The organism is uncultured Aquimarina sp. (assembly GCF_947500065.1).
In the GTDB taxonomy this organism is placed as follows: Bacteria; Bacteroidota; Bacteroidia; order Flavobacteriales; family Flavobacteriaceae; genus Aquimarina.
This window is the reverse complement of the sequence record NZ_CANMQT010000002.1, coordinates 1,003,895-1,025,430: the sequence shown is the minus strand read 5'-3', so window position 1 is coordinate 1,025,430 and position 21,536 is coordinate 1,003,895. Positions and strand designations below refer to the sequence as shown.

At 31.8% G+C, this 21,536-nt stretch carries 17 protein-coding genes and 1 tRNA gene; 6 read left to right on the top strand and 12 right to left on the bottom strand.

Annotated elements, in window-relative coordinates; all coding sequences use genetic code 11:
• Positions 1 to 50: 50 nt before the first annotated feature.
• Positions 51 to 2,096 (bottom strand): glutamine--tRNA ligase/YqeY domain fusion protein, encoded by a 2,046-nt coding sequence (locus tag Q0975_RS10005; RefSeq protein ID WP_299435847.1) that lies wholly within the window; start codon positions 2,094 to 2,096, stop codon positions 51 to 53.
• 152 nt (positions 2,097 to 2,248) lie between these two features.
• Between Q0975_RS10005 and folB the strand changes: the two genes are divergently transcribed.
• Both folB and Q0975_RS09995 read left to right on the top strand, forming a co-directional pair.
• Complete coding sequence (gene folB, locus Q0975_RS10000; protein WP_299435844.1) at positions 2,249 to 2,605, top strand: dihydroneopterin aldolase; 357 nt, start codon at positions 2,249 to 2,251, stop codon at positions 2,603 to 2,605.
• A 53-nt stretch (positions 2,606 to 2,658) separates the two neighbouring features.
• Positions 2,659 to 2,729, top strand: a tRNA-Cys gene (locus tag Q0975_RS09995).
• A gap of 35 nt (positions 2,730 to 2,764) precedes the next feature.
• Here the strand turns inward: Q0975_RS09995 and Q0975_RS09990 are convergent.
• The 3 genes from Q0975_RS09990 to rnr all read right to left on the bottom strand — a co-directional run bounded on the left by Q0975_RS09990 (position 2,765) and on the right by rnr (position 6,439).
• Complete coding sequence (locus Q0975_RS09990; protein ID WP_299435841.1) at positions 2,765 to 3,460, bottom strand: LysE family transporter; 696 nt, start codon at positions 3,458 to 3,460, stop codon at positions 2,765 to 2,767.
• A gap of 40 nt (positions 3,461 to 3,500) precedes the next feature.
• Positions 3,501 to 4,175 (bottom strand): head GIN domain-containing protein, encoded by a 675-nt coding sequence (locus Q0975_RS09985; RefSeq protein ID WP_299435838.1) that lies wholly within the window; start codon positions 4,173 to 4,175, stop codon positions 3,501 to 3,503.
• 65 nt (positions 4,176 to 4,240) lie between these two features.
• Positions 4,241 to 6,439 (bottom strand): ribonuclease R, encoded by a 2,199-nt coding sequence (gene rnr / locus Q0975_RS09980; protein WP_299435835.1) that lies wholly within the window; start codon positions 6,437 to 6,439, stop codon positions 4,241 to 4,243.
• A gap of 235 nt (positions 6,440 to 6,674) precedes the next feature.
• Between rnr and Q0975_RS09975 the strand changes: the two genes are divergently transcribed.
• The 4 genes from Q0975_RS09975 (at position 6,675) to Q0975_RS09960 (ending at position 8,620) form a co-directional block, all read left to right on the top strand.
• On the top strand, positions 6,675 to 6,857 hold the full coding sequence (locus Q0975_RS09975; RefSeq protein WP_299435832.1) for a hypothetical protein: 183 nt from the start codon (positions 6,675 to 6,677) through the stop codon (positions 6,855 to 6,857).
• A 56-nt stretch (positions 6,858 to 6,913) separates the two neighbouring features.
• Entirely contained in the window at positions 6,914 to 7,153 is a 240-nt protein-coding gene (locus tag Q0975_RS09970; protein WP_299435829.1) for a DUF2007 domain-containing protein, read from the top strand.
• 576 nt (positions 7,154 to 7,729) lie between these two features.
• Positions 7,730 to 8,161 carry a ribose 5-phosphate isomerase B gene (gene rpiB, locus Q0975_RS09965; RefSeq protein WP_299435827.1) on the top strand — a complete coding sequence of 144 codons (432 nt, stop codon included), beginning with the start codon at positions 7,730 to 7,732 and terminating at the stop codon, positions 8,159 to 8,161.
• A 12-nt stretch (positions 8,162 to 8,173) separates the two neighbouring features.
• Positions 8,174 to 8,620: a GNAT family N-acetyltransferase gene (locus Q0975_RS09960; RefSeq protein WP_299435825.1), complete on the top strand. Its 447-nt coding sequence runs from the start codon at positions 8,174 to 8,176 to the stop codon at positions 8,618 to 8,620.
• 81 nt (positions 8,621 to 8,701) lie between these two features.
• Here Q0975_RS09960 and Q0975_RS09955 read toward each other — a convergent pair whose 3' ends face one another.
• The 8 genes from Q0975_RS09955 to Q0975_RS09920 all read right to left on the bottom strand — a co-directional run bounded on the left by Q0975_RS09955 (position 8,702) and on the right by Q0975_RS09920 (position 21,489).
• Positions 8,702 to 10,324 carry a S41 family peptidase gene (locus Q0975_RS09955; RefSeq protein WP_299435823.1) on the bottom strand — a complete coding sequence of 541 codons (1,623 nt, stop codon included), beginning with the start codon at positions 10,322 to 10,324 and terminating at the stop codon, positions 8,702 to 8,704.
• Positions 10,325 to 10,362: 38 nt separating this feature from the next.
• Positions 10,363 to 10,743 (bottom strand): ribonuclease P protein component, encoded by a 381-nt coding sequence (gene rnpA / locus Q0975_RS09950; protein ID WP_299435821.1) that lies wholly within the window; start codon positions 10,741 to 10,743, stop codon positions 10,363 to 10,365.
• Between the two features lie 102 nt (positions 10,744 to 10,845).
• A complete protein-coding gene (locus Q0975_RS09945) occupies positions 10,846 to 13,539 on the bottom strand; it encodes a T9SS type A sorting domain-containing protein (RefSeq protein ID WP_299435819.1) in 2,694 nt (897 codons plus the stop codon).
• A 309-nt stretch (positions 13,540 to 13,848) separates the two neighbouring features.
• Positions 13,849 to 15,678, bottom strand: a complete 1,830-nt coding sequence (locus Q0975_RS09940; RefSeq protein WP_299435817.1) for a M1 family metallopeptidase — start codon at positions 15,676 to 15,678, stop codon at positions 13,849 to 13,851.
• Positions 15,679 to 15,691: 13 nt separating this feature from the next.
• On the bottom strand, positions 15,692 to 17,395 hold the full coding sequence (locus tag Q0975_RS09935; protein ID WP_299435815.1) for a S8 family peptidase: 1,704 nt from the start codon (positions 17,393 to 17,395) through the stop codon (positions 15,692 to 15,694).
• Entirely contained in the window at positions 17,379 to 18,239 is an 861-nt protein-coding gene (locus Q0975_RS09930) for an MBL fold metallo-hydrolase (protein WP_299435814.1), read from the bottom strand. Before Q0975_RS09930 ends, Q0975_RS09935 begins: the two co-directional genes overlap by 17 nt.
• A 133-nt stretch (positions 18,240 to 18,372) precedes the next feature.
• Positions 18,373 to 20,631, bottom strand: coding sequence for a SulP family inorganic anion transporter (locus tag Q0975_RS09925; protein WP_299435812.1), 2,259 nt, complete (start codon positions 20,629 to 20,631; stop codon positions 18,373 to 18,375).
• Positions 20,632 to 21,489: a universal stress protein gene (locus Q0975_RS09920; RefSeq protein ID WP_299435810.1), complete on the bottom strand. Its 858-nt coding sequence runs from the start codon at positions 21,487 to 21,489 to the stop codon at positions 20,632 to 20,634.
• Positions 21,490 to 21,536: the final 47 nt, after the last annotated feature.

The following is a 21,536-nucleotide window of genomic DNA, read 5'->3' as shown; positions in this document are numbered from 1 at the left end:
AAAGGATGATAAAATAATTATCATCCTTTTTTTATAACATTAGTTTAAAACTATAAACCATATTTATTACCTATTATTTCTGCTTCTTCACTTAATAATTCATTAGTATCTTCTTTCCCTTTTATAATAAAGTCTTTTGCCAATTGATCAGGCTCTAGATCTTTAGTTTCTAAAACAACTCCTAGTGCTATAGTAACCACAATTCGTGTTCCTATTTTCTTAGCAGCAGTCCCATAAAGTGGAACTAATTCATCAATATCTACATTCTTAGCTGCTTCCAAAATCTTTATTTTAAGAGCCTCTCTTTTGTCTTCCGGTAAATTAGTATACTTCTTCCCTGCTCTTTTGATTTCATCGATTGCAGATACTTCTCTTTGCTTATTTTGCTGTGGTTGAGTGTTGTTTGATTGATTATTTTCAGCAGGTTTAACTTTAGCCCAAGTATCGCGTAAACCAACTGTTTTATTAAAAACTAATGCATTTGGCGTACTATCAGGATCCACATTAAAATATCCTAATCTTTGAAATTGAAACTGTTCTAATGATTTTGCTTCTTTAAGACCTGGTTCTACATATCCTGTAATTACATTTAATGAATTCGAATTTAAGAATTCCATAAAATCTTTTTCTTTATGACTATCAGGAGCTTCATTATTAAATAAGCGATCATACAACCTTATTTCTGCAGGAATTGCGTGTTGTATAGACACCCAATGTAATGTTCCTTTTACATTACGCTTAGATTCTTCAGTTCCACTACCTGATCTACTTTTAGAATCATATGTACAATGAACTTCAGTAATATTACCGTCCTTATCTTTTACAACACTCTCGCCTTTAATAATATATGCGTTTTTAAGACGTACTTCTTTACCTAATGTAAGTCTAAAATACTTACGACCAGCTTCTTCTTTAAAATCTTCTCTTTCTATATATAATTCTTTAGAAAAAGGAATTTCTCTAGAACCAGCAGTTTCATCTTCTGGATTATTTTCTGCTTCTAACCACTCTTCTTTTCCTGCAGGATAGTTAGTAATTATAAGTTTTACAGGATCCAAAACAGCCATTACTCTAGGAGCTTTTTTGTTAAGATCCTCACGCACACAAAACTCTAATAATGAAACATCAATTACATTCTCTCTTTTTGCCACACCCACCGTTTCTACAAACTTTCTTATGGATGTTGGCGTATATCCTCTTCTTCTTAAACCAGAAATTGTGGGCATTCTAGGATCATCCCAGCCCTTTACAATACCATCATTAACTAATCTGAGTAATTTACGTTTACTCATAATAGTATAACTAAGATTAAGGCGTGCAAATTCTCTTTGTTTTGGCCTTATATTCTTATTATGTATTTGATCCAAAAACCAATCATATAATTTTCTATGTGGTTTAAATTCTAAAGAACATAATGAATGAGAAATATTTTCTATATAATCACTTTCACCGTGAGTCCAATCATACATAGGGTATATACACCACTCATCACCCGTTCTATGATGTGATTTTTTTAATATTCTATACATCAATGGATCGCGCATCAACATATTAGGGTCGGCCATATCAATCTTTGCTCTTACTACATATTCACCTTCATCGAAATCACCTGCCTTCATTCTTTGAAATAAATCCAGATTCTCCTGAACAGATCTATCTCTATACGGACTATTAATTCCTGGTTCTGTAGTTGTTCCTTTTTGTGCTGCAATTTCCTCAGAAGATTGGTTATCTACATATGCTTTTCCTTCTTTTATTAAAGCTACAGTCCAATCATATAATTGCTGAAAATAATCAGAAGAATAACACTCTTTATCCCATTGATATCCCAACCAAGAAATATCGTTCTTAATAGCGTCTACATATTCCTGCTCTTCTTTGGCTGGATTTGTGTCATCGAAACGCAAGTTTACGGGTGCATTATACTTAATTCCTAATCCGAAACTTATCCCTATTGCTTTCGTATGACCAATATGTAAATATCCATTGGGCTCTGGAGGAAAACGAAAGCGTAAATCCTTAGGATTCATCCCATTTGCCAAATCTTCTTCTACAATATGCTCTAAAAAATTGAGTGATTTTTTTTCTTCTGTCATTGGTAAAAAATAAAATACAAAACTACCTAATATTTCTAATGATACACAACAATTATATAATATCTATTTATTTGTGATAATGCATTTATAGAAAAGGGTTATTTTCCTATGAATTCTTACCAAAGATTCTATTACCTTTGTAAAAAAATTATGTGGGGTTAATTAAACTTAAAAACATCAAGATATATGCATATCATGGATGTCTTGTAGAAGAAAAAAAAATTGGTTCTGATTACCGTGTTGATTTAAAAGTTAATGCGAATCTTAATAAGTCAGCTAATACTGACCATCTTTCTGATACTGTGGATTATGTACACCTTAACCATATTGTTAAAGAAGAAATGGCTATTCGTTCTAAATTGTTAGAACATGCTGCGGAAAGAATTTTAACACGTATATTGGATGAGTTACCATTAGTTGATAAAGTAACGATTGATGTTTCTAAGATTAATCCACCAATAGGAGGAAATGTGCAGATGGTTACAATTACTAGGAGTAAAAAAAGATAAATAAAACCGAAGTAATCATAAATTTTTTTACATTTGCCCTCGAAGACAAAAAGGGTGTCGTGGCCGAGTGGCTAGGCAGTGGTCTGCAACACCATCTACAGCGGTTCGAATCCGCTCGACACCTCAAAAAAAAATCCTGTAAATATTTACAGGATTTTTTTATTTAAATCTCGATTCTGGTGTAATTTTTTCGATCTTATCTTGAATTTTTTTCTCCATAGTCTCAGGCAACACTCCCTTAATAATTAAGAAAACTCCAAAAACAATCATAAAAATACTGATCACTCTTTTAATAATATATGTTCTCTTAGGTGTTAATTTTCTTTTTAACCGCTTAGCTAATAGCATTTTAAAGATATCAACAATAAGATATGTAACAAGAACAATGATAAAAAATATTACTATTCTATTCGTATTCATATCTAATTGTGGACCTATCACAATAATAATACTTAACCAAAACCCTAGTACTCCTATATTTATAAAATTCAATAAGAACCCTTTTATAAATAAAGTAAAATAATTATGTTTATTAATTATCTCCACCGAAGTGTCTCTTAATTTATTATAGTTTTTTCTTTCTTTTATAAAAGAAATAATTCCATAGGTAGATAACAACATTCCTCCAAAAATAAATAATGCAGGATCATCTTTTATTTTTTCCAAAATCTGATTTGTACTAAAATAAGCAATTAAGATAAATGCTATATCCGCTACAATTACACCTAGATCGACTGCTAATGCAGCCCTAAATCCTTTTATAGCGGCCGTTTCTAATAACACAAAAAATACAGGACCTATCAAAAAGGCTAATAAAAATCCTAAAGGTATTGCTGCTTGAGCGTCTTGAAACATATAATGTAAGCGTGTTTCTTACAAATTTAGAAAATAGAACTTAGTTTACCTCTATAATTTTACCACCAAATACTTTTTTTCCATCAACTTCTTTTGGGTTTCCATAGATTCTTATGGTACCACCTGCAGCTGTATTAGCTTTTACGTAGTCACTTGCATTTACATTTGCTCTACCACCAGCACTGATTTTTACTTGAGTTCTTACAGTTTTTAAGTCTTCTGCAATAAATTGTCCTCCAGCTTTTACCGTTACTTCTTGCTCTTTAGCACTTCCTTCTAGATGTAATCCTCCTCCACTAACAGCTCTTGCTAATAATTTATCCGTTTCAATCTCTGCATATATATCTCCACCTTCTTGTGCTCTCAGATCCAATTCAGTAGCCGTTACTGTTCCTTTGACCATTATTTTAGCTCCTTCATTTACATCTAATTTTGAAATATCTGTATAATACACAATCACTTTAGTATCGTTATTATCCCAAGTATTACTTAATGACATTTTTATCTTAAGTACATTATCTTTAATAACTACATCTACTTCTTTTCTGCTAATTCCAGAAATTTCTACTTTGTTTTCTGATCCTTTTAGAAGTTTTACTTCAATTTTATCAAAAACTTTAAGTTCATTAAAATCTCCAACATTTTTTGTTATTACACTTTGTGCATTCATAATAGATACAACAAATAATAACGAAAGAAATACTACTTTTTTCATTGCCTATAAATTTAAATTTGATTTGTGTATGATTTGTTTTTTAAATAAACGACGTAATATATTGTTTATTCTCTTTCTTGTTTACTTCCTAAAATAGTAAAATCCAAATGCCTTTTAACAAGATCAGCATTCTTTACTTTTACATATACTTCATCTCCTAGTTGATATACTTTTTTAGAGTTTTGACCAATCACTGCATATTCATCCTGATCAAAAACATAATGATCATCACTTATATCTTTAAGACGTATCATTCCTTCACATTTATTGTCAATGATCTCTACATAAATACCCCATTCGGTAACTCCAGAAATCACTCCTAGAAATTCTTCATCTCCATGATCTTTCATGAATTTTATCTGCATATATTTTATAGAATCTCTTTCTGCACTTGCAGCCAGATTTTCCATAGAACTACTATGATTACATCGTTCTTCATACTCTTCTTCTGATGCAGATTTTCCACTATCTAAATAATGTTGAAGCAAACGGTGTGCCATAACATCTGGATAACGTCTTATTGGTGATGTAAAATGAGAGTAATAATCAAAAGCTAATCCATAATGTCCAATATTATGTGTTGTATACTCTGCTTTACTCATACTTCGTATTGCTAAAGTATCTACAAGATTTTGTTCTTTTTTTCCTTGAACCTCTTTTAATAATCCATTTAGTGAGTTAGTAGTAGTTTTTCTATCTCTTAAATCCAGTTTATAACCAAATCGTCCAATAACATTTTGCAAAGCAGCTAACTTTTCATCATTAGGTTCGTCGTGGACTCTATATATAAAAGTTTTCTTTGGATTTTGCTTTCCAATGAATTCTGCAACCTTTTTATTAGCAAGCAACATAAACTCTTCAATAAGTTTATTTGCATCCTTAGAAGTCTTAAAAAACACTCCCACTGGATTGTTTTCTTCGTTTAGATTAAACTTTACTTCTACTTTATCAAAAGAAATAGCTCCATCTCCCATTCGCTTTACACGCATGATTTTAGCTAATTCATCCATTTTTAATACTGCATCGGCAATTTTTTGATCAGTTTTATATTCTTTTCCTGTTAGAGAAATATCTGATGGAATCGTATTTTCTTTGGTTTCAATGATATGTTGCGCTTCTTCATATGCGAAACGTGCATCAGAATAAGTAACTGTTCTTCCAAACCATTGGTTTTTAATTTCTGATTTATCATTAAGTTCAAAAACTGCTGAAAATGTATATTTTTCTTCGTGCGGTCTTAAAGAACAAGCATTGTTTGATAGTACCTCAGGAAGCATAGGAACTACTCTATCTACTAAATACACAGAAGTCGCTCTTTCATAAGCCTCATCATCCAAAATTGTTCCTGGTTTCAAATAATGTGATACATCTGCTATATGAATTCCAATCTCATAATTTCCATTTTCTAAAACCTCAAAAGATAATGCATCATCAAAATCTTTTGCATCTTTTGGATCTATTGTAAAGGTTAGCGTTTTACGCATATCTCTACGATTTTTGATTTCAGACTCTTGGATAGAAGTATCTATATTATTTGCATACTCTTCTACTTCTACAGGAAACTCGTATGGTAATCCATACTGAGCTAATATTGAATGAATTTCTGTATTATGTTCTCCTGGTTTACCAAGTACTTTTACAACGTTTCCAAATGGTGAATCCGCCTTTTCTGGCCAATCTTCCAATTTCACTAATACTTTATCACCATCTTCTGCATCTTTAATTTTATTTTTAGGAACAAAAATATCAGTATACATCTTAGCGTCATGCATATTTACAAATGCATAATTTTTTTGTATTTCGATAACTCCTACAAACTCATCCTTTTTTCTAGAAATAACTCTAGAAATTTCTCCTTCACTCTTACCTCTACGTTTTCGTTTGTAAATATATACTTCTACTTCATCCCCATTCAGAGCTTTATTAAGATTGTTATTAGGTACGAAAATATCATCTTCCAGATCTTTTACAATTACGTATCCTGTTCCTTTAGAAGTTATTTCAAGAATACCTGAATATGTATTGATATTTGGTACAATCTTAAATTTTCCTCTATCAATTTCTTCAATTTCTTTCTTAGCAGCTAACTGCGTTAATTTCTTAATAATTTGATTTCGACTACTAGCATCATCCACTCCAAATTTAGCAGCAATCTGCTTATAATTAAATGTTTTGCCAGGTTCTGATTTAAGTATTTTGAGTATTCCTTGGGTAATATTTTCTATTTTCGGAGACTTTTTTCCTCTTCTTTTTTGTCTTTTCATTAATGTCTTTTAAATAATATAATATAAAATTACAGCTTATCTTTTAACGTAAGTTGTTTTATATGTAAACTTTTATTAAATATTAAATTTTGTTCTTGTTTATAGTTAAAAAAATGTGTTATCTGTAAATCAGTATATTACAAACAACTATTATCAACAAATCTTGTTATTTTTCTTAAAATTTACTTAATTTTAAAATACCAAGATTGTTATTTGTTCGTTTGGTACTAAGTATATGATACCTAAAATCAAAAAAATTCATAAAATTATATTTCTGTTTACACTAATATTTTTATTAGGTATATATTATTCTACGCTTTATATTGGAGATACAATGGATCAGAAAACAGATACCAATGAGAAATCAGAAATAAATGGTGCTATACACTCTGATAAGGAAGCTACACAAATTAATTAACTCTTTATTTTTATATAATTTGTATATTTAGATAATCTATTATCTGGATTATTTCTATGAAAGATTTTATTACAATTGCAACCTTTACGTATCCAAACGATTATGCAATATTACGACTTCTTTTGGAAAGAGAAGGTATTTCTTATTTTTTTGAGAATGAAACTATGATTACAGTCTTTCCATTTTATTCTAATGCACTTGGAGGAATCAATCTTAAAATTCATCAAAAAGATCAAATAAGAGTACAAGAAATAATAGATGATCTAAACACTAATTCACATCTTAGAATTATATAATTTCTTTTAATCTTATATTTAATAGTTTTCAACATATATTATATATATACTTTTTCTTTTTCTAAATTTAAAAAAATAAATAATGATTATTATGTAGTGTTGATAGCGGTATAACTTTACTAAATTTTATTTGTTTGTTAAGTTAGATTGAATTTTCAGATATATATCAACAGGATATTAATAGGTTAAATGATTGAAAACGTTGTTATAATTAAATTTAATTAACAACTGTTAATAGTTTATAAACACATGATTTTATTAATAGTTTTATGGTATAACCGTAGTTCATAAGATGAGTTTAATACTTAAAAACTTATCTAAAAAAAGAGGCTATTTAATTTTGATTTTTAAGAACTCTCAGTGTATTCTAATAAAAAAGAACATTACCAAAAAAAGTTGCTCAATTTTAAGAACTATTTATACACAAGTTATGTTAACACAAGACAAGGAGTTATTAACATTAAGGTGAGGTTGGGTTAAATTGTTGATTTTTTGATCTTTACTTTTTTTAGATTGAAGTATCTTTGTTTACAATATATATCGTAGAACTTTAAATAATAATAAAACTTGAAAGTTGTGAAAATAGCTATTGGAAACGATCATGCAGGAACCGAATATAAATTTGGAATTGTAGCATATCTTAAATCAGAAGGAATTGAGGTTGTAAATTATGGTACTGATGAGAATAGCAGTGTAGATTATCCGGATTTCGTACATCCAGTAGCGAAAGATGTTGATACTAAAGCTGTAGATTTTGGAATACTAATATGTGGAAGTGGAAATGGTGTTTCCATGACAGCAAATAAATATAAAAATGTACGTGCTGGATTATGTTGGACAAAAGAAATCACTGAATTAACCAGACAACATAACAATGCAAATATAATTAGTATTCCGGCTAGATATACATCGTTGCCTCAGGCAATCGAAATGGTTAAAACTTTTTTAGCAACAGAATTTGAAGGAGGAAGACATCAGAACAGGGTTAATAAAATCTCGATGTGTTAATAGTATTTCTTGATGAGTGATATATTTTTTAAAATAAAAAGTTTTGAGGAGCTTTCTACCTCCGAATTGTACAAAATCTTACGTTTACGTGCAGAAGTATTTATTGTTGAACAGAATTGTGTTTATCAAGATGTAGATAATAAAGATCAACAAGCACTTCATATAATTGGATATAAAAACGATGAAATAGTTGCTTATACAAGGGTTTTTGATGCTGGAGATTATTTTGAAAATGCTAGTATTGGTAGAGTAGTAGTGTCTAAAAATGAAAGAAAATATGGTTATGGACATGATTTAATAAAGAAAAGTATTGAAGGAATAAAAGAAATCTTCGGTACTGAACAAATTAAAATATCAGCTCAGTGTTATCTCAATAGTTTTTATCAAAAACATGGGTTTAAACAAATAGGAGAAGAATATTTAGAAGATGGTATTCCACATATAGCAATGATAAGATAAGAATAAAAAAACCAGCAAGAACGCTGGTTTTTTTATTTTATATGTTGTGACGTCCTAAAATAGCGTTACAGTAAGAAATAATTATTTTAAAATCTTATCATATTTAGTTTTGTTTCCCAGAATTTCTTTACTCTTTTTAATTTCTGGATTATGTGTTAGATAGTAATTATACAATCCTTCTCTATAAGAGAAACGTTTAACAATTTCATCTGTTAGTAGATTTGCAATTTCTGTTTTAAAAGTATCTAAACCTTTTGCTTTAGATTTTTTTATAGTAGCAAGTAAAGCATTATAACTTTCAGAAATATCCTGATCTAATTTATCTTTTTTAGCAACTTCTAATGATTTTTTAAGAGATTTTTCTGTGGCTGTTTCGTAATTAAAACCACTTTGTTTTACAAAATTTTTAAAATCTTCATAGTCTTTATCAGTAAACTTGAAGTTAGTTATATCTTCTGTTTGGTGTAAGTAATAGTATTTTGTTCCGTAGTCAAATATTGCATCTGATTGAAGTAAAGAAGTAGTAATATTACTAAATTTTGATGTTTCCATTTCGATATCTGGTTGAATTCCTCCACCATCGTATACGGTTCTTCCTTTTTTGGTTTTGAAAGCTTTAAAATCTTGCTCACTTATACGAACCGCTCTATTGTTTTCATCCCTGTTCCAATAATCTAGAGCCTGAATACACCTTCCACTAGGCGTATAATAACGTGATATTGTTATTTTTAGCTGTGTCCCATAGGTTAATTTCTTAGGGCGCTGTACTAATCCTTTACCAAAACTTCTGGCACCAATAACAACACCTCTATCTAAATCCTGAATACTTCCCGCTACAATTTCACTGGCTGAAGCACTTCTACCATTCACTAAAACGACTAACGGGATCTCTATGTCGACAGGAGATTTTTTTGTAAAATATTCTTTATTATATTTTTTTACAACTGATTTGGTTGTTGTGATTAACTCTCCTTTAGGAACAAATATGTTGGTTACATTGATGGCTTCACTTAGTAAACCTCCAGGATTTCCTCTAAGATCCAGTATAATTTTATCGGCACCCTTAGCTTTTAGGTCTTTTAAGGCCGCAACTGTTTCTGAAGATGCTTTATTGTTAAATTTAGATAGTACAATATATCCGGTATTGTCTTCTAACAATTCGAAAAATGGAACCGCATTTACTTCTATTTCTTCTCTGGTAAGAATTGTGGTTTTTGTTTGATCTTGTCTTTTGTAAGTGATTTCTACTTTGGTACCACTAGCTCCTTTAAGAAGTTCTCCTGCATCTTCTTCAAAATCTGACACAGTTACATCACCAATCTTAATAATTTCATCTCCAGCCTTTAGACCAGCTTTATCGGCTGGATAATCTTTATAAGGCTCGACAATAATTATTTTATCCTTAACTGTTTTTACAGAAGCACCAATACCTGTATATTCTCCGGCATTTCTTATTTTAGAAGCCTCTACATCTTGTTCATTCCAATATTTAGTATATGGATCTAAATCGTCTAACATGGCTTTTATAGCAGTATCCATAAGCTCTGCAGGATTCGTTTCATCTACATAATTCATGTTTAATTCTTTGAACATGGTAGTAAAAATTTCGATCTGTTTCGCGATTTCAAAAAAATCGGATTTAAAACTTACTGTAGATAACAGAATAATAACTGCAACTGCAGGATAAAGGATTTTCTTTTTCATACGTTTCATCTTTTTATGAAGTTACAAGATGTTTAAAACTATGATGTTTTAATTTCTTTAGCAATGAACTTTTGTATTATTTCTTTTATTTTAGATTCAATTATTATATAATCAGGCATTTCCTTACCTGTATATAAGAACATAAAAGTAAATTGATGAGTAGTGTTGTTGCCTACAAGATACTTATTTTTTCTATAACTTTCCCGTAGCAAACGTTTTATGCGATTTCGATCTACTGCTTTTTTAAAATTACGTTTACTAACAGAAACAGCAGTTTGGATACCTTCTCCTTTTTGTAAAGTAGTTTTTCTATAAATAAGACGAACAGGATATTTGGAAATAGATTTCCCTTCTGAAAAAAGAAACTCTATTTCCTTTTTACTTTTCAGTCGTTCATTTTTACCAAAAGTTGCTTTCATATTTTGGTAAAAATACAGATAAGATTTGGGATGAATATGCTGTAAAGAGAAAATCCACTGTTAGAATACCTAACAGCGGATTTTTAAAAACTTTTAAAGAATCTATCCCTTATTAAAAACAATAGCTTTTTTACTAGAAGCAGAATTTAATTGCAAAATATAATTACCTTGAGCTAAATCACTCACGTTAACTTGTTTATCACCATTTAGCACTCCTTCTTTTATTATTCTACCATCAATACTAAAAACTGTATAGTCTAAATCACCTTTTACAAATGAATTTTCGACTACCACATTTAATATATCTTTAGCTGGAATAGGATAAGCTAATAACCTAAAATCTGGTGAATCAAATTCTTCTACAGAAAGAGCAGTAGAAACAACTGTTGCTTCATACATTCCATTACCATGAGTTCCAACCAAAACTTTGTTGTTTGAAGGCTTGTATGCTAAAGCACTAATTACAGCAAAACCAATTTGGTCAGGAGCTTCTATCTCCCAATCTGTATTAATAGGATCTAAACTAGTATATAACCCTCTTGCGGTTCCTACAAAATATCTAGTTTCATTATCAACCTCAGTAATCATTGCAGATCTTATAGAAAAAACATCCAGATTCCTTTCAGCTACTGTCCAGGTTGGGGTAGCTGCTGTTGCATTAGTAGTGATATAAATATTCGTAATCCCATAATTAGAATAAGTTACCATAACGATATCTCTATTGGTTGGGTGTATTGCAATACCACTTACTGTTCCATCAAGTCTACCAGGAGGAGTTATTTCTATTGCAGAAGACACATCAGTAGCATTTTGAGGATCATCTAATCTAAACAAAGAACCTTGATTTCCACCGATTAGTAAATAACTTGAAGCAGCATTATAAGTACCCCAGGTCGCTTTCATTTGTCTAATTCGTTCTCCAACAGGTAAGGTGCCTAAATTAGTCCAAGTCAAAGATGTTACAGCGCTAGATTCATTTGTTCTATACAAAATATTCTGACCAGCATAATATAATGCATTATTGTTGCTTTCATCAAGGTAGAAATAAGTAACAAATTGACTAGTAGAACCATCTGGAGTTATTTCTCCACCATTAGGACAATCTCTGAATATAACACCATTTTGAACACCTAAAAAGAAAGGAACACAAGCGTCATCTCTAGATACAGCTACAGCAACTCCATCTCCTCCCGCTTGACTAGACATTGTAGTAAGATCAGGACTTGCAGCGAAACCTCCAGCTGTAGTACCATTATCTTGAGCCCCACCAATTACTATGTTTGAAGTCGCATCAGGATCAGTTGCTACGTGATAATATTGATATGTTTGATAGTTATTGTTTAGACTAGTCCAAGCAACAATTGCTGCTGTAGGATCTGTTCTATGAATACCTCCATCAGTTCCACTGAACAAAATATCTGGATTATTAGGATCGAACTCTAAAGCATGAATATCTGGATGGTGTGAATCACCACCACCAAGGTTATACAACCCATAGCTTTGATTACTAATATATCCTCCAATTCTTATAAATGTAGGATCCGTAGTTATATTTTCTATTTTATATGCATTCGTTCCACCGATAACGACAAAGTTTTCATCATCAGGTTTTACACTAACAACTAAGTCATATCCACCTTGAACCGCAATAGGGTCGTTTCCGGCCAAGTCTCCTCCTGCTTCATCAGGCATTGTAGAGGTTCTGTCTATCCAACTATCTGAACCGTCATTCCATTGCCAAAGCCTTGCTTCAAACGGTGCGCTAGAAGTATGAAACGCATAAACAACATCTTCGTTAGAAGGAGCAACAGCTAGCACCATTCTTCCGGTTGATCCAAAACCAGGTGTAAGATTAGACCCAATTCTTGTATAAGATCCAACACCTGTAGGTGACTGCCATACTCCATTGTTAGTTACAGAAGATCCAGAAAATGCAGCATATACTATTCCTGTACTTGTTATTACTAAATCAGAAAAGAAATTTCCACCAGAATCTAATTCAACAGTCCAAGTTGCACCATCGAACCTTCTAATAGCACCTCCTGCTCCAGCATATAAATCACCAGTGATCGGATGCACTGCAATTTTATACATAAAATCAAAAGGAGAATCATTTTGTTCTTGTACAGAAGCCGTACTAGGCAATTGAGTCCAGCTCTGTCCACTATCCGTAGATTGCCAGATTCCTTGACCTAAAAAGGTTGCTCCACCAGCACTTGCACTATTTCCAGCAGCTTCTCCTGTACCATAATACCAAATGTTTTCAAAACCACTTCGTGGATCTTGAGCAATGGTAGTAACGTTGTGTATTTCATTGTTAGAAGATACTTTTGACCAACTAGCTCCTCCATCAGTAGTTCTAAATACTCCACTACTAACTCCACCTGCAATAATAGTATTACTAGTGTTGTCAGATCTATCAATTACTAAAGTTCTAGTTCTTCCTCCAAGGTTTGAAGGTCCTCTAGAAATGTAAGAAGCATTACTACTTGCTTTAGAATTTTTCGCTCTAGTCATGAAATCATTAGAAGCAATAATTTCTTTACCTTTTTCTTCTTTAGGAATTTTTCCTGTGCTAGGATTTGCCTGAAGATTGAATTCATGCTTTAATCTCTCTTCTGCAAAACGACGACGTTGTTCGATCGTTTTTCCTTTCTTTTCACCCTCTTTTTTTAAGGGAATAAATTCTTTTTTAGCTTGATTTACGTTCGTTTCGTTCTTATTAAAATAAGTAACTAGAACAACTAGAGAAATCAAAACTAAGGAAAGTGGTATTAGTAATTTTACCTTTTTCATACGTAATGGTTTAATTATGTTTACAATTTTGTCTTCGAAAATAATCAATAATTACATTTTTCCTAGTTAAATGGACTTTAAGAATCATTAACAGAGTATTTTCTAACACTTATATATAACAATTCACTTGGTTAAAACCCTAAAAAATGATAATAACATATTTTATATGGCGAAAATAAGTACTTTTTTAACAAAAAAGAAAAGATCTTATGATTTAATAATGAATGTGTTAAGGCGATACAAATAAAAAAGACCCTTTATATTAAACTTATATAAAGCGCCTTTTGAATATTTTAGAGATGTTATTATTTACTGAGAAAAACTGTTGTCAGTACTTTTTATATCTGCCATTTGTTTTGTAATATCAATTTTAATAGATTTTATACTTGATTTAGGTTTGGATATATTTAATGAATATGTTGGATTAGTCCATGCCCAATCAGACAAAACCGTACGATTCATTGACGGAAAAGGGTTTTCTTTATCCTTTCTCATCAGTCTTAATGGAATATAAAAAGATTCCTGAGTCCCATCTGTATATTCTACATACAAATCTATTGGCATTGGCATTAATCCGATACGTTCTAGTGTTATTGAGGTATTGTTTTCTTTTTCCAAAACTTCCTTTATACCATAATCTATGGTATTAGTGGTTTGAGTCCAATCTGTTAAATACCAATCTAATTGCATTCCAGAAACTTTTTCTGCTATACGCTTAAAATCATTAGGGGTTGGATGCTTGAACTTCCATTCATTAAAGTATCTTCTAATAGTTTTTGATAAGTTATCTTCTCCTATAACATATCCTAGTTGGGCCATAAAAACAGCTCCTTTAGCATATGCTGAAGCTCCATAAGCTCCATTTCGACTATAGCGATCAGCATGTGTAGATTGTGGTTGTTCTATTCCCGAATTTGCCAACTGTAGGTATCCTTGGTACATTCCTTCCATAGGATTTGGTTTATTCTGTTCCATTACTTCGTTCATTGCTAATGTTGAAATGTAACTAGTAAAACCTTCGTCCATCCATTCATGTTTGGCTTCATTCGTAGCTAATATATGTTGAAACCAGGCATGCGCCATTTCGTGTGCTGTTACTCCTATTAGGCTTCCTAAGTTTCTTCCTCCAGTAATCAAAGTACACATTGCATATTCCATTCCGCCATCTCCTCCTTGGATAATAGAATATTGGTCATACGGATATTTTCCAATGTTTTTACTGAAATATTTCATTAGCTCTACAGACTTAGGCTGCAGTTTCTTCCAGTTTTCTAGGTATTCTTCTTTATTTTTATATAAAAAATGAAGCACAGGACCATCAGGAACTTGTACTACATCGTGTATGTACTCTGGATCAGCTGCCCAGGTAAAATCGTGTACGTTAGGAGCTATAAAATGCCACGATAATTTTTTTCCTTTTTGTTTTACTTTTGTTCCTGGTTTTTCATATCCATATCCTATTTCCTGAGGGTTTTGAAGGTATCCAGATCCTCCTATGATATAATTTTTATCAATATTGATAGTTACATCAAAGTTTCCCCAAACACCATGAAATTCTCGAGCAATATATGGGTCGGCGTGCCATCCTTCGAAATCATATTCTGCCATTTTAGGATACCACTGAGTCATGGATAATGCGATGTCTTCTTTACTATTGCGCCCTGAACGACGCACTTGATTAGGAACTTGCCCATCAAAATTCATAGAAAAAGTGACTTTTTCACCAGGTGCAATTGGTTTATTCAATTGCACTTCTAAAACAGTTCCAGCTACGTCATATTGTACTTTTGCTCCATTTTGTGTTAAGGAAGATACTTTTAAATACCCGATTTCTTCAGGAGTAAGTTTATTAATTCTATCCATTACTCTCGGATCTGGATCTGGAATATTTCTAGAACGCACATCCATCTCACTTCCTGGCTGAAATGCATTAAAGTATAGGTGATAAAATACTTGATGTAATGAATCAGGAGAATTGTTTGTGTATACTAGTTCTTGTGTTCCTGTATATTGAAAGTTGTCAACATTCATATCCACGTTCATAGTATAATCAACGTGTTGTTGCCAGTAGCTTGTATTATTCTGCGCCGAAACACCTAATACGGATAATAAGAATCCAATTGAGATTATTTTAAACATAACGTGTTTTTTTTTATTTAGATATTTTCTCTGCCAAAATAAGAGCATTATATAGATTTACCATCTTACCTGATTTAGATAATTCTGTAAACTTATCTGAATTGGTAGTATCTCCACCGACTACTACACTAGCAGTAGTACTTAGACCACTGTCCATTAGTATTTGTTTTACTTGAGTTGCTTTTAGTTTTGGATAATAAGATCTTATGAGTGCTGCAACACCAGAAACCGCAGGAGCAGCCATTGAGGTTCCCTGAAGATATTCATAAGAATTAGATGGAGTAGTAGCCCATATTTTTACACCAGGAGCAAAAGCATCTACATTATTTTTTCCGTAATTCGAGAAATTGGCAACAAGGTTAGAGCCGTATTCGTAATTTAAAGCGCCAATGGTAATAAAGTTATTAGAAATTTCAGAGGAATTATCTGTTTGATCGTTAGGGTATACAGCTTTTTGGTCTAGATCTATTCCTTCATTTCCTGCTGCATTAACAATTAATACATCTTTTTCTCCAGCATATCTGATGGCTTTTCTTACCCATTCAGGATGAGTAGAATAATATTTACCAAAACTTGTGTTTATAACTTTAGCTCCATTATCTACTGCGTATCGAATAGCTAGCGCAATGTCTTTGTCATATTCGTCTCCGTTAGGAACTGCTCTGATTGCCATTATTTTTACATTTTTAGCAACTCCATTAACTCCTTTTCCATTATTACGTTCTGCAGCGATAATTCCAGCAACATGGGTTCCATGCTTTATTCCTTCTTTTTCAGGGTTAGGTCCCATTACTTTATTGTTCCCGTAAGTCGTATCACTTATATCATCAACATTATCGCCTACTTTTGCTCTTCCGTCAAAATCAAGATTAATGTGATAATTCAGTTGTTCTGTGAAATGGTCAATACCTTCCTTTAGATTACTTATTAAGTCTGGGATGGTTTCATCTTTTTCTAAAAACCCGAACATTTGAGAAAGTATCGCAACATATTGTTGCATTTCGGGAGTTTCAGCTTTTGCTGAAAGCAATTCTTGTTGAGAATAGTTTTCTTTTCCTAATGTTTCAGTAAGCTTTTCGTGTGAGGTCTTAACTTGCTGCAATATCTGTTCATATCGGTTTTTATTACCAAGGGCTTCTTGATATTCCTTCTCATATTCTGCTTTGGCCTCAATATAAATTTGGTATTCATCTTTATCAGACGGACTGATGGAAGCTAAATTTTTTCCTTCATACTTTGGTTTTAGTTTTTTTACGATTCTTGTATATTCTAGATTTTCATTATCAGAATCTCCTAGAAAATTCCATCCATGAATATCATCAATATATCCATTTTGATCATCGTCTTTTCCGTTATTCTTGATTTCTTTAGCATTGGTCCAGATAACACCATCAAGGTCTTCGTGTTCTATATCAACACCACTATCAATAACAGCAACAATAACAGTTTGGCCTTTTTTATTTTTGATCAACTCAGTATATGCTCGATTAACACTCATTCCAGGAATGGTATCAATCGTTAAATCAGAAGAATTCCAATTTTTTAATTGTGCTTCGGTTAATACAACATTTTTTAATGGAATTGTGTCAATATTCTCTATTGGTGTAGAAATTATAGAAGGTGCTCCGCAACTACTCAATAACATTGCAGAGGCAACAGAGGTGATTATTATTTTATTAGACTTGGGAATCATAGCATTATTAATTAAATATTTCATTACAAGTAAAAGTTTCTTTGTATCGTACACCTTTTTCGGTTTGTTGTACGGTTATAATCTCATTATGTGCATCGTGTTCCATAAACAGGTACCAATTATTTGTGGCCGCATTTTCCAAAAATAATTTTTTTTCAGGTAATGTTAGTAATGGTCTGGTATCATATCCCATAACATATGGCAATGGAACATGACCGGCTGTAGGCAAAAGGTCTGCCATAAACACGATTGTTTTTTCTTTATATTTTATATGAGGGATCATTTGTTTTTCTGTATGACCATCTACAAATAGCACGCCAAACCCCAATTCTGTATTTTTTTGGAATGTTTCTCCTGTTCTAGAAATGAAGTTAAGGTGTCCACTTTCCTGAATAGGAAGAATATTTTCTTTTAAGAAAGACGCTTTTTCTCTAGCATTGGGTTCTGTAGCCCAATTCCAGTGGTTTTCGTTACTCCAAACCTTAGCATTTTTAAAGGCCAGTTCATACCCTGTTTTGTTGTTATTCCATTGCACGACACCACCACAATGATCAAAATGCAAATGGGTAACAAAAACATCTGTAACATCATCTCTATGAAATCCTTTTTCTTTTAGAGATTTATCTAAGTTATCATTACCCCAAAGAGAATAATAACCAAAAAATTTGTCTGACTGTTTATTTCCCATTCCTGTGTCAATCAAAATCAAACGATCTCCATCTTCTAATAATAAGCATCTGGCAGCGATGTCGATCAGATTATTGGTGTCGGCTGGATTTGTTTTATTCCATAAAACTTTTGGAACGACACCAAACATGGCTCCACCATCAAGTTTAAAGTTTCCTGCTTTTACAGCGTGTAATTTCATGTGTTGATAATATTGTTTTAGATGTCACATGGAATTCTCCAAATAATTATTTTCGATGCAAATCAAAAATTTTCTATTGGTTCGTTTCATAATTCATATAAAAATCTTTGCAAAATAGAAAAAATGACAAGGATCAGGATTTAATTTGTAGACTTTTTAACAATATTTCATCAAAATCAATCTGAGATATAACTTTCTCTAATCGAATTCCATAATCTAATAGTGCTTTAATTTCCTTAACACTTGCAACACGCTCTTTTCGCATTAGCAATAAAGTTCGACCGTTTGACTCGATATGGTAATAGGGATTACTCTCAAAAAACAGCACTAATTCATCAGTAAAAAATAATTTAATGTTTTCTGTATGTTCTCCTAAAAGATAAAAACGTTTAGAAAAATCAGCATGATCATCAATCAAAATATCTTTAAACCCAGCAATTTTATATACAAATTCTATAAATCCTTCTCGATCCAAAGTAAAAATTGGAATTTTCTTTTTTAGATCAATGGTCAAAATAGTGGTTCTAATGTCTTTTCGTGCAATAAATTCACCTTCAGAAAATTCTACATCGGAAATTTTGAGTGAAGAATCTTTGTTGACTATACTGTTATAAATGTATTTTACTTTTTTGATTTTGAAAAACAGAAAATTATTTAAAATGGTAGTATCTTCTTGTTTTTTTGGGCTGTAATTCCAAGAGAAATCATCAGCAACTTTTTGTAAATCTTCTTGTCTTTTAGTAAGATTAGATCCGATTTTAAATTTTTTAGAAAAAGAAATAAGACTTCTTACAGCAAGAGGATGTTCTGATGCAGTACCGTGTTTATCAAGACCTGTAATTTCAAAAGAGCCACCTTTTCTTTGAAAAGTTTCTTGATACCCAAAAAGACTTTCCTGCACAGTATAATCGACAAAATCACAATAAGAAAAATCTACCACAACATCACCATCTTCAGGAATTGAATCCAAGTTTCTTTTTAATCTATAATAATTAAGAAAGCTAGAAAAGTTTTTGACACTCACAAAATAGGTTCCATGTACTTCTTCTTTAAACATAAGAACATTTGGTTTAAAGAGGTTTCGAGCAAAGAGCATTACACTTTTATTAAGTATAAAATGAATTATTAAGGTGGTAAGAATTCCAATAAGAATACCGCTTATCAAGTTTGTAGTAATAGTACCGATTATAGTAGCGGAGAAAATAATTAGTTGTTCTTTACCAATTTTGGCAGCATCTTTTAAGTTTTTTGGAGCGGATAATTTATATCCCGTATACACTAAAATTGCGGCTAATGCAGTTAGCGGAATCCTACTTAGTTGATCCTGAAACAACACTACAAATAATATTAAGAATACTGAATGGAAAAAGTTAGCAGATCGATTACTACCTCCATTGTTTACATTTACGGAACTTCTGGCGATTACAGTTACTACGTTTAATCCTCCAAGAAAACCACTAGCAATAGAAGCTATTCCTAATGCCGTAAGATCTTTGTTAGTATTAGATCTTCTTTTCTCAGGATCAAGCTTATCAACTGCTTTAATACTCAATAAAGATTCTATACTAGAAATTAAAGTGATTGCAACAACGACTCCAATAAATTTAAACTGAAATAGCGATGAAAAATCAGGGGAAGGAAAGTTAGAAAACACTTTATCCGGTATCTGTACAAGAAGTTTATCAGCTATAGGATAAGGGTCTTTAGAAAAGAACTCATAGTAATAACTAAATCCAATTACCAATAAAACAATCCACATAGGAGCTGGAACTAACTGAAGGTATTTATTTCGAATTTTACCATAAAAAACCATTATTAACAAACTTATTATGCCTACAGCAGCAGCTATTAAAAGGTGACTATATTCTGGAGAAAATAAGGATACAATACTATCTGGGATGTTTACAAGAAGAGAGATTGTGTCTCCTTTTGCCCCAGTATTCGCCATCATTACATGAAATTGTTTTGCAAAAATACTAATCCCTATTGCCGCTAACATTCCTTGAATAGCAGAAGAGGGAAAAAAATCGCTTAATATTCCTAATCGCAAAACTCCTATAAGAATCATTAAAACACCAGAACATATAATCGCTGCTAGTGTGAAAAGGTATCCGTGATACAAATCTCCATCTGCTAATGTAGTAATTGCACCTAATAATACTACAACCAATCCATTACCAGGGCCTGCAATGGTTACATTAGAACCACCAAATATAGAAACTATAATTCCTCCCACAACAGCAGCAATTATTCCTGATATAGGAGGAGCTTCTGATGCTAAGGCTAAGCCTAATCCGAGAGGTAGTGCAATCAACGAGACCACAAAACCAGAAAAAATATTTTTTGGTAAGCTGGATAAAAATCCAGATGCGTTAGTTTTAAAATTTTTCATTTATCTAATAATTAACACATCAGTTGGTAGTTCAGCTAAAATATGTTCAATGTCATGAGGAAAAATTCGATCTAAAAAAGTTGTTTTTCCTGGAGCATTCATTATAAGTAAATCTGCACTTATAACACGAGCATAGTGACCGATAGAATATCCTCTTTTTCCAAATATGGGTTGCGTTTTAATATGTATTCCAGATTTAAAATCTTCAGGAACTTCATTAACAATGTCTTGTACTCTAAGGTGCTCCTTTTTGGTTATTTGTTCTTTTCTTTTTGTTGCTTTTAGTAATGATTTATCATCTTGTATCACTACTTGAACCTCTTGTTGAGATATTTCTTCTACAATTGTTAATTGCTGTGCACCAAGATTTTGGGCAACTTCAAAAGCCGAAAAAATTGTTTGTTTTGTTTTATCATCTTTTAATCCATTTACGACTACGTGATGACAAGGTCTCAGGTCTTCTGAGGGTTTTATAAGTAATAAAACAGAGCAGTGCGCGTTTCTGGTTATTTTTCTAGCGATGGATCCTATATAAAACTTCAGAAAATCCTCTCTTGGTGTTGCTCCCAGCATAATTAGATCTGCATTACTTTCTTTTGCAGTTTCTATAATCACATCAACAGGATTTCCTTCTCGCCAGATAATTTTTACTTTTTCTGTATCGTCAGAAAAACCAGAGATTAATTCTTTTATAGTGGCTTCTTTTTCTTTTGTTTTTATACCAACATGAACAAGAATCATGTTAGAATCAAAGAAATCGACCATTCTCATAGCTTCATATACATTGTTCTTAAGGTTGGGAGAAAATGCTACTCCTATTAGTATTGTTTTAAATTTGTGATCTAAAAGTCCGGTCAATGTTATATTGCTAAAAAAATTAAGGCCAGAATATACTGTTATTTTTT

Bases quoted from the DNA above. Each gene is read 5' to 3' on its own strand.
- rnr (WP_299435835.1), bottom strand. From the start codon at position 6,439: ATGAAAAGACAAAAAAGAAGAGGAAAAAAGTCTCCGAAAATAGAAAAT.
- Q0975_RS09945 (WP_299435819.1), bottom strand. From the start codon at position 13,539: ATGAAAAAGGTAAAATTACTAATACCACTTTCCTTAGTTTTGATTTCT.
- Q0975_RS09935 (WP_299435815.1), bottom strand. From the start codon at position 17,395: ATGAAATATTTAATTAATAATGCTATGATTCCCAAGTCTAATAAAATA.
- Q0975_RS09940 (WP_299435817.1), bottom strand. From the start codon at position 15,678: ATGTTTAAAATAATCTCAATTGGATTCTTATTATCCGTATTAGGTGTT.
- Q0975_RS09990 (WP_299435841.1), bottom strand. From the start codon at position 3,460: ATGTTTCAAGACGCTCAAGCAGCAATACCTTTAGGATTTTTATTAGCC.
- Q0975_RS09975 (WP_299435832.1), top strand. From the start codon at position 6,675: ATGATACCTAAAATCAAAAAAATTCATAAAATTATATTTCTGTTTACA.
- Q0975_RS10005 (WP_299435847.1), bottom strand. From the start codon at position 2,096: ATGACAGAAGAAAAAAAATCACTCAATTTTTTAGAGCATATTGTAGAA.
- Q0975_RS09955 (WP_299435823.1), bottom strand. From the start codon at position 10,324: ATGAAAAAGAAAATCCTTTATCCTGCAGTTGCAGTTATTATTCTGTTA.
- rnpA (WP_299435821.1), bottom strand. From the start codon at position 10,743: ATGAAAGCAACTTTTGGTAAAAATGAACGACTGAAAAGTAAAAAGGAA.
- Q0975_RS09925 (WP_299435812.1), bottom strand. From the start codon at position 20,631: ATGAAAAATTTTAAAACTAACGCATCTGGATTTTTATCCAGCTTACCA.
- Q0975_RS09970 (WP_299435829.1), top strand. From the start codon at position 6,914: ATGAAAGATTTTATTACAATTGCAACCTTTACGTATCCAAACGATTAT.
- Q0975_RS09985 (WP_299435838.1), bottom strand. From the start codon at position 4,175: ATGAAAAAAGTAGTATTTCTTTCGTTATTATTTGTTGTATCTATTATG.
- Q0975_RS09930 (WP_299435814.1), bottom strand. From the start codon at position 18,239: ATGAAATTACACGCTGTAAAAGCAGGAAACTTTAAACTTGATGGTGGA.
- Q0975_RS09960 (WP_299435825.1), top strand. From the start codon at position 8,174: ATGAGTGATATATTTTTTAAAATAAAAAGTTTTGAGGAGCTTTCTACC.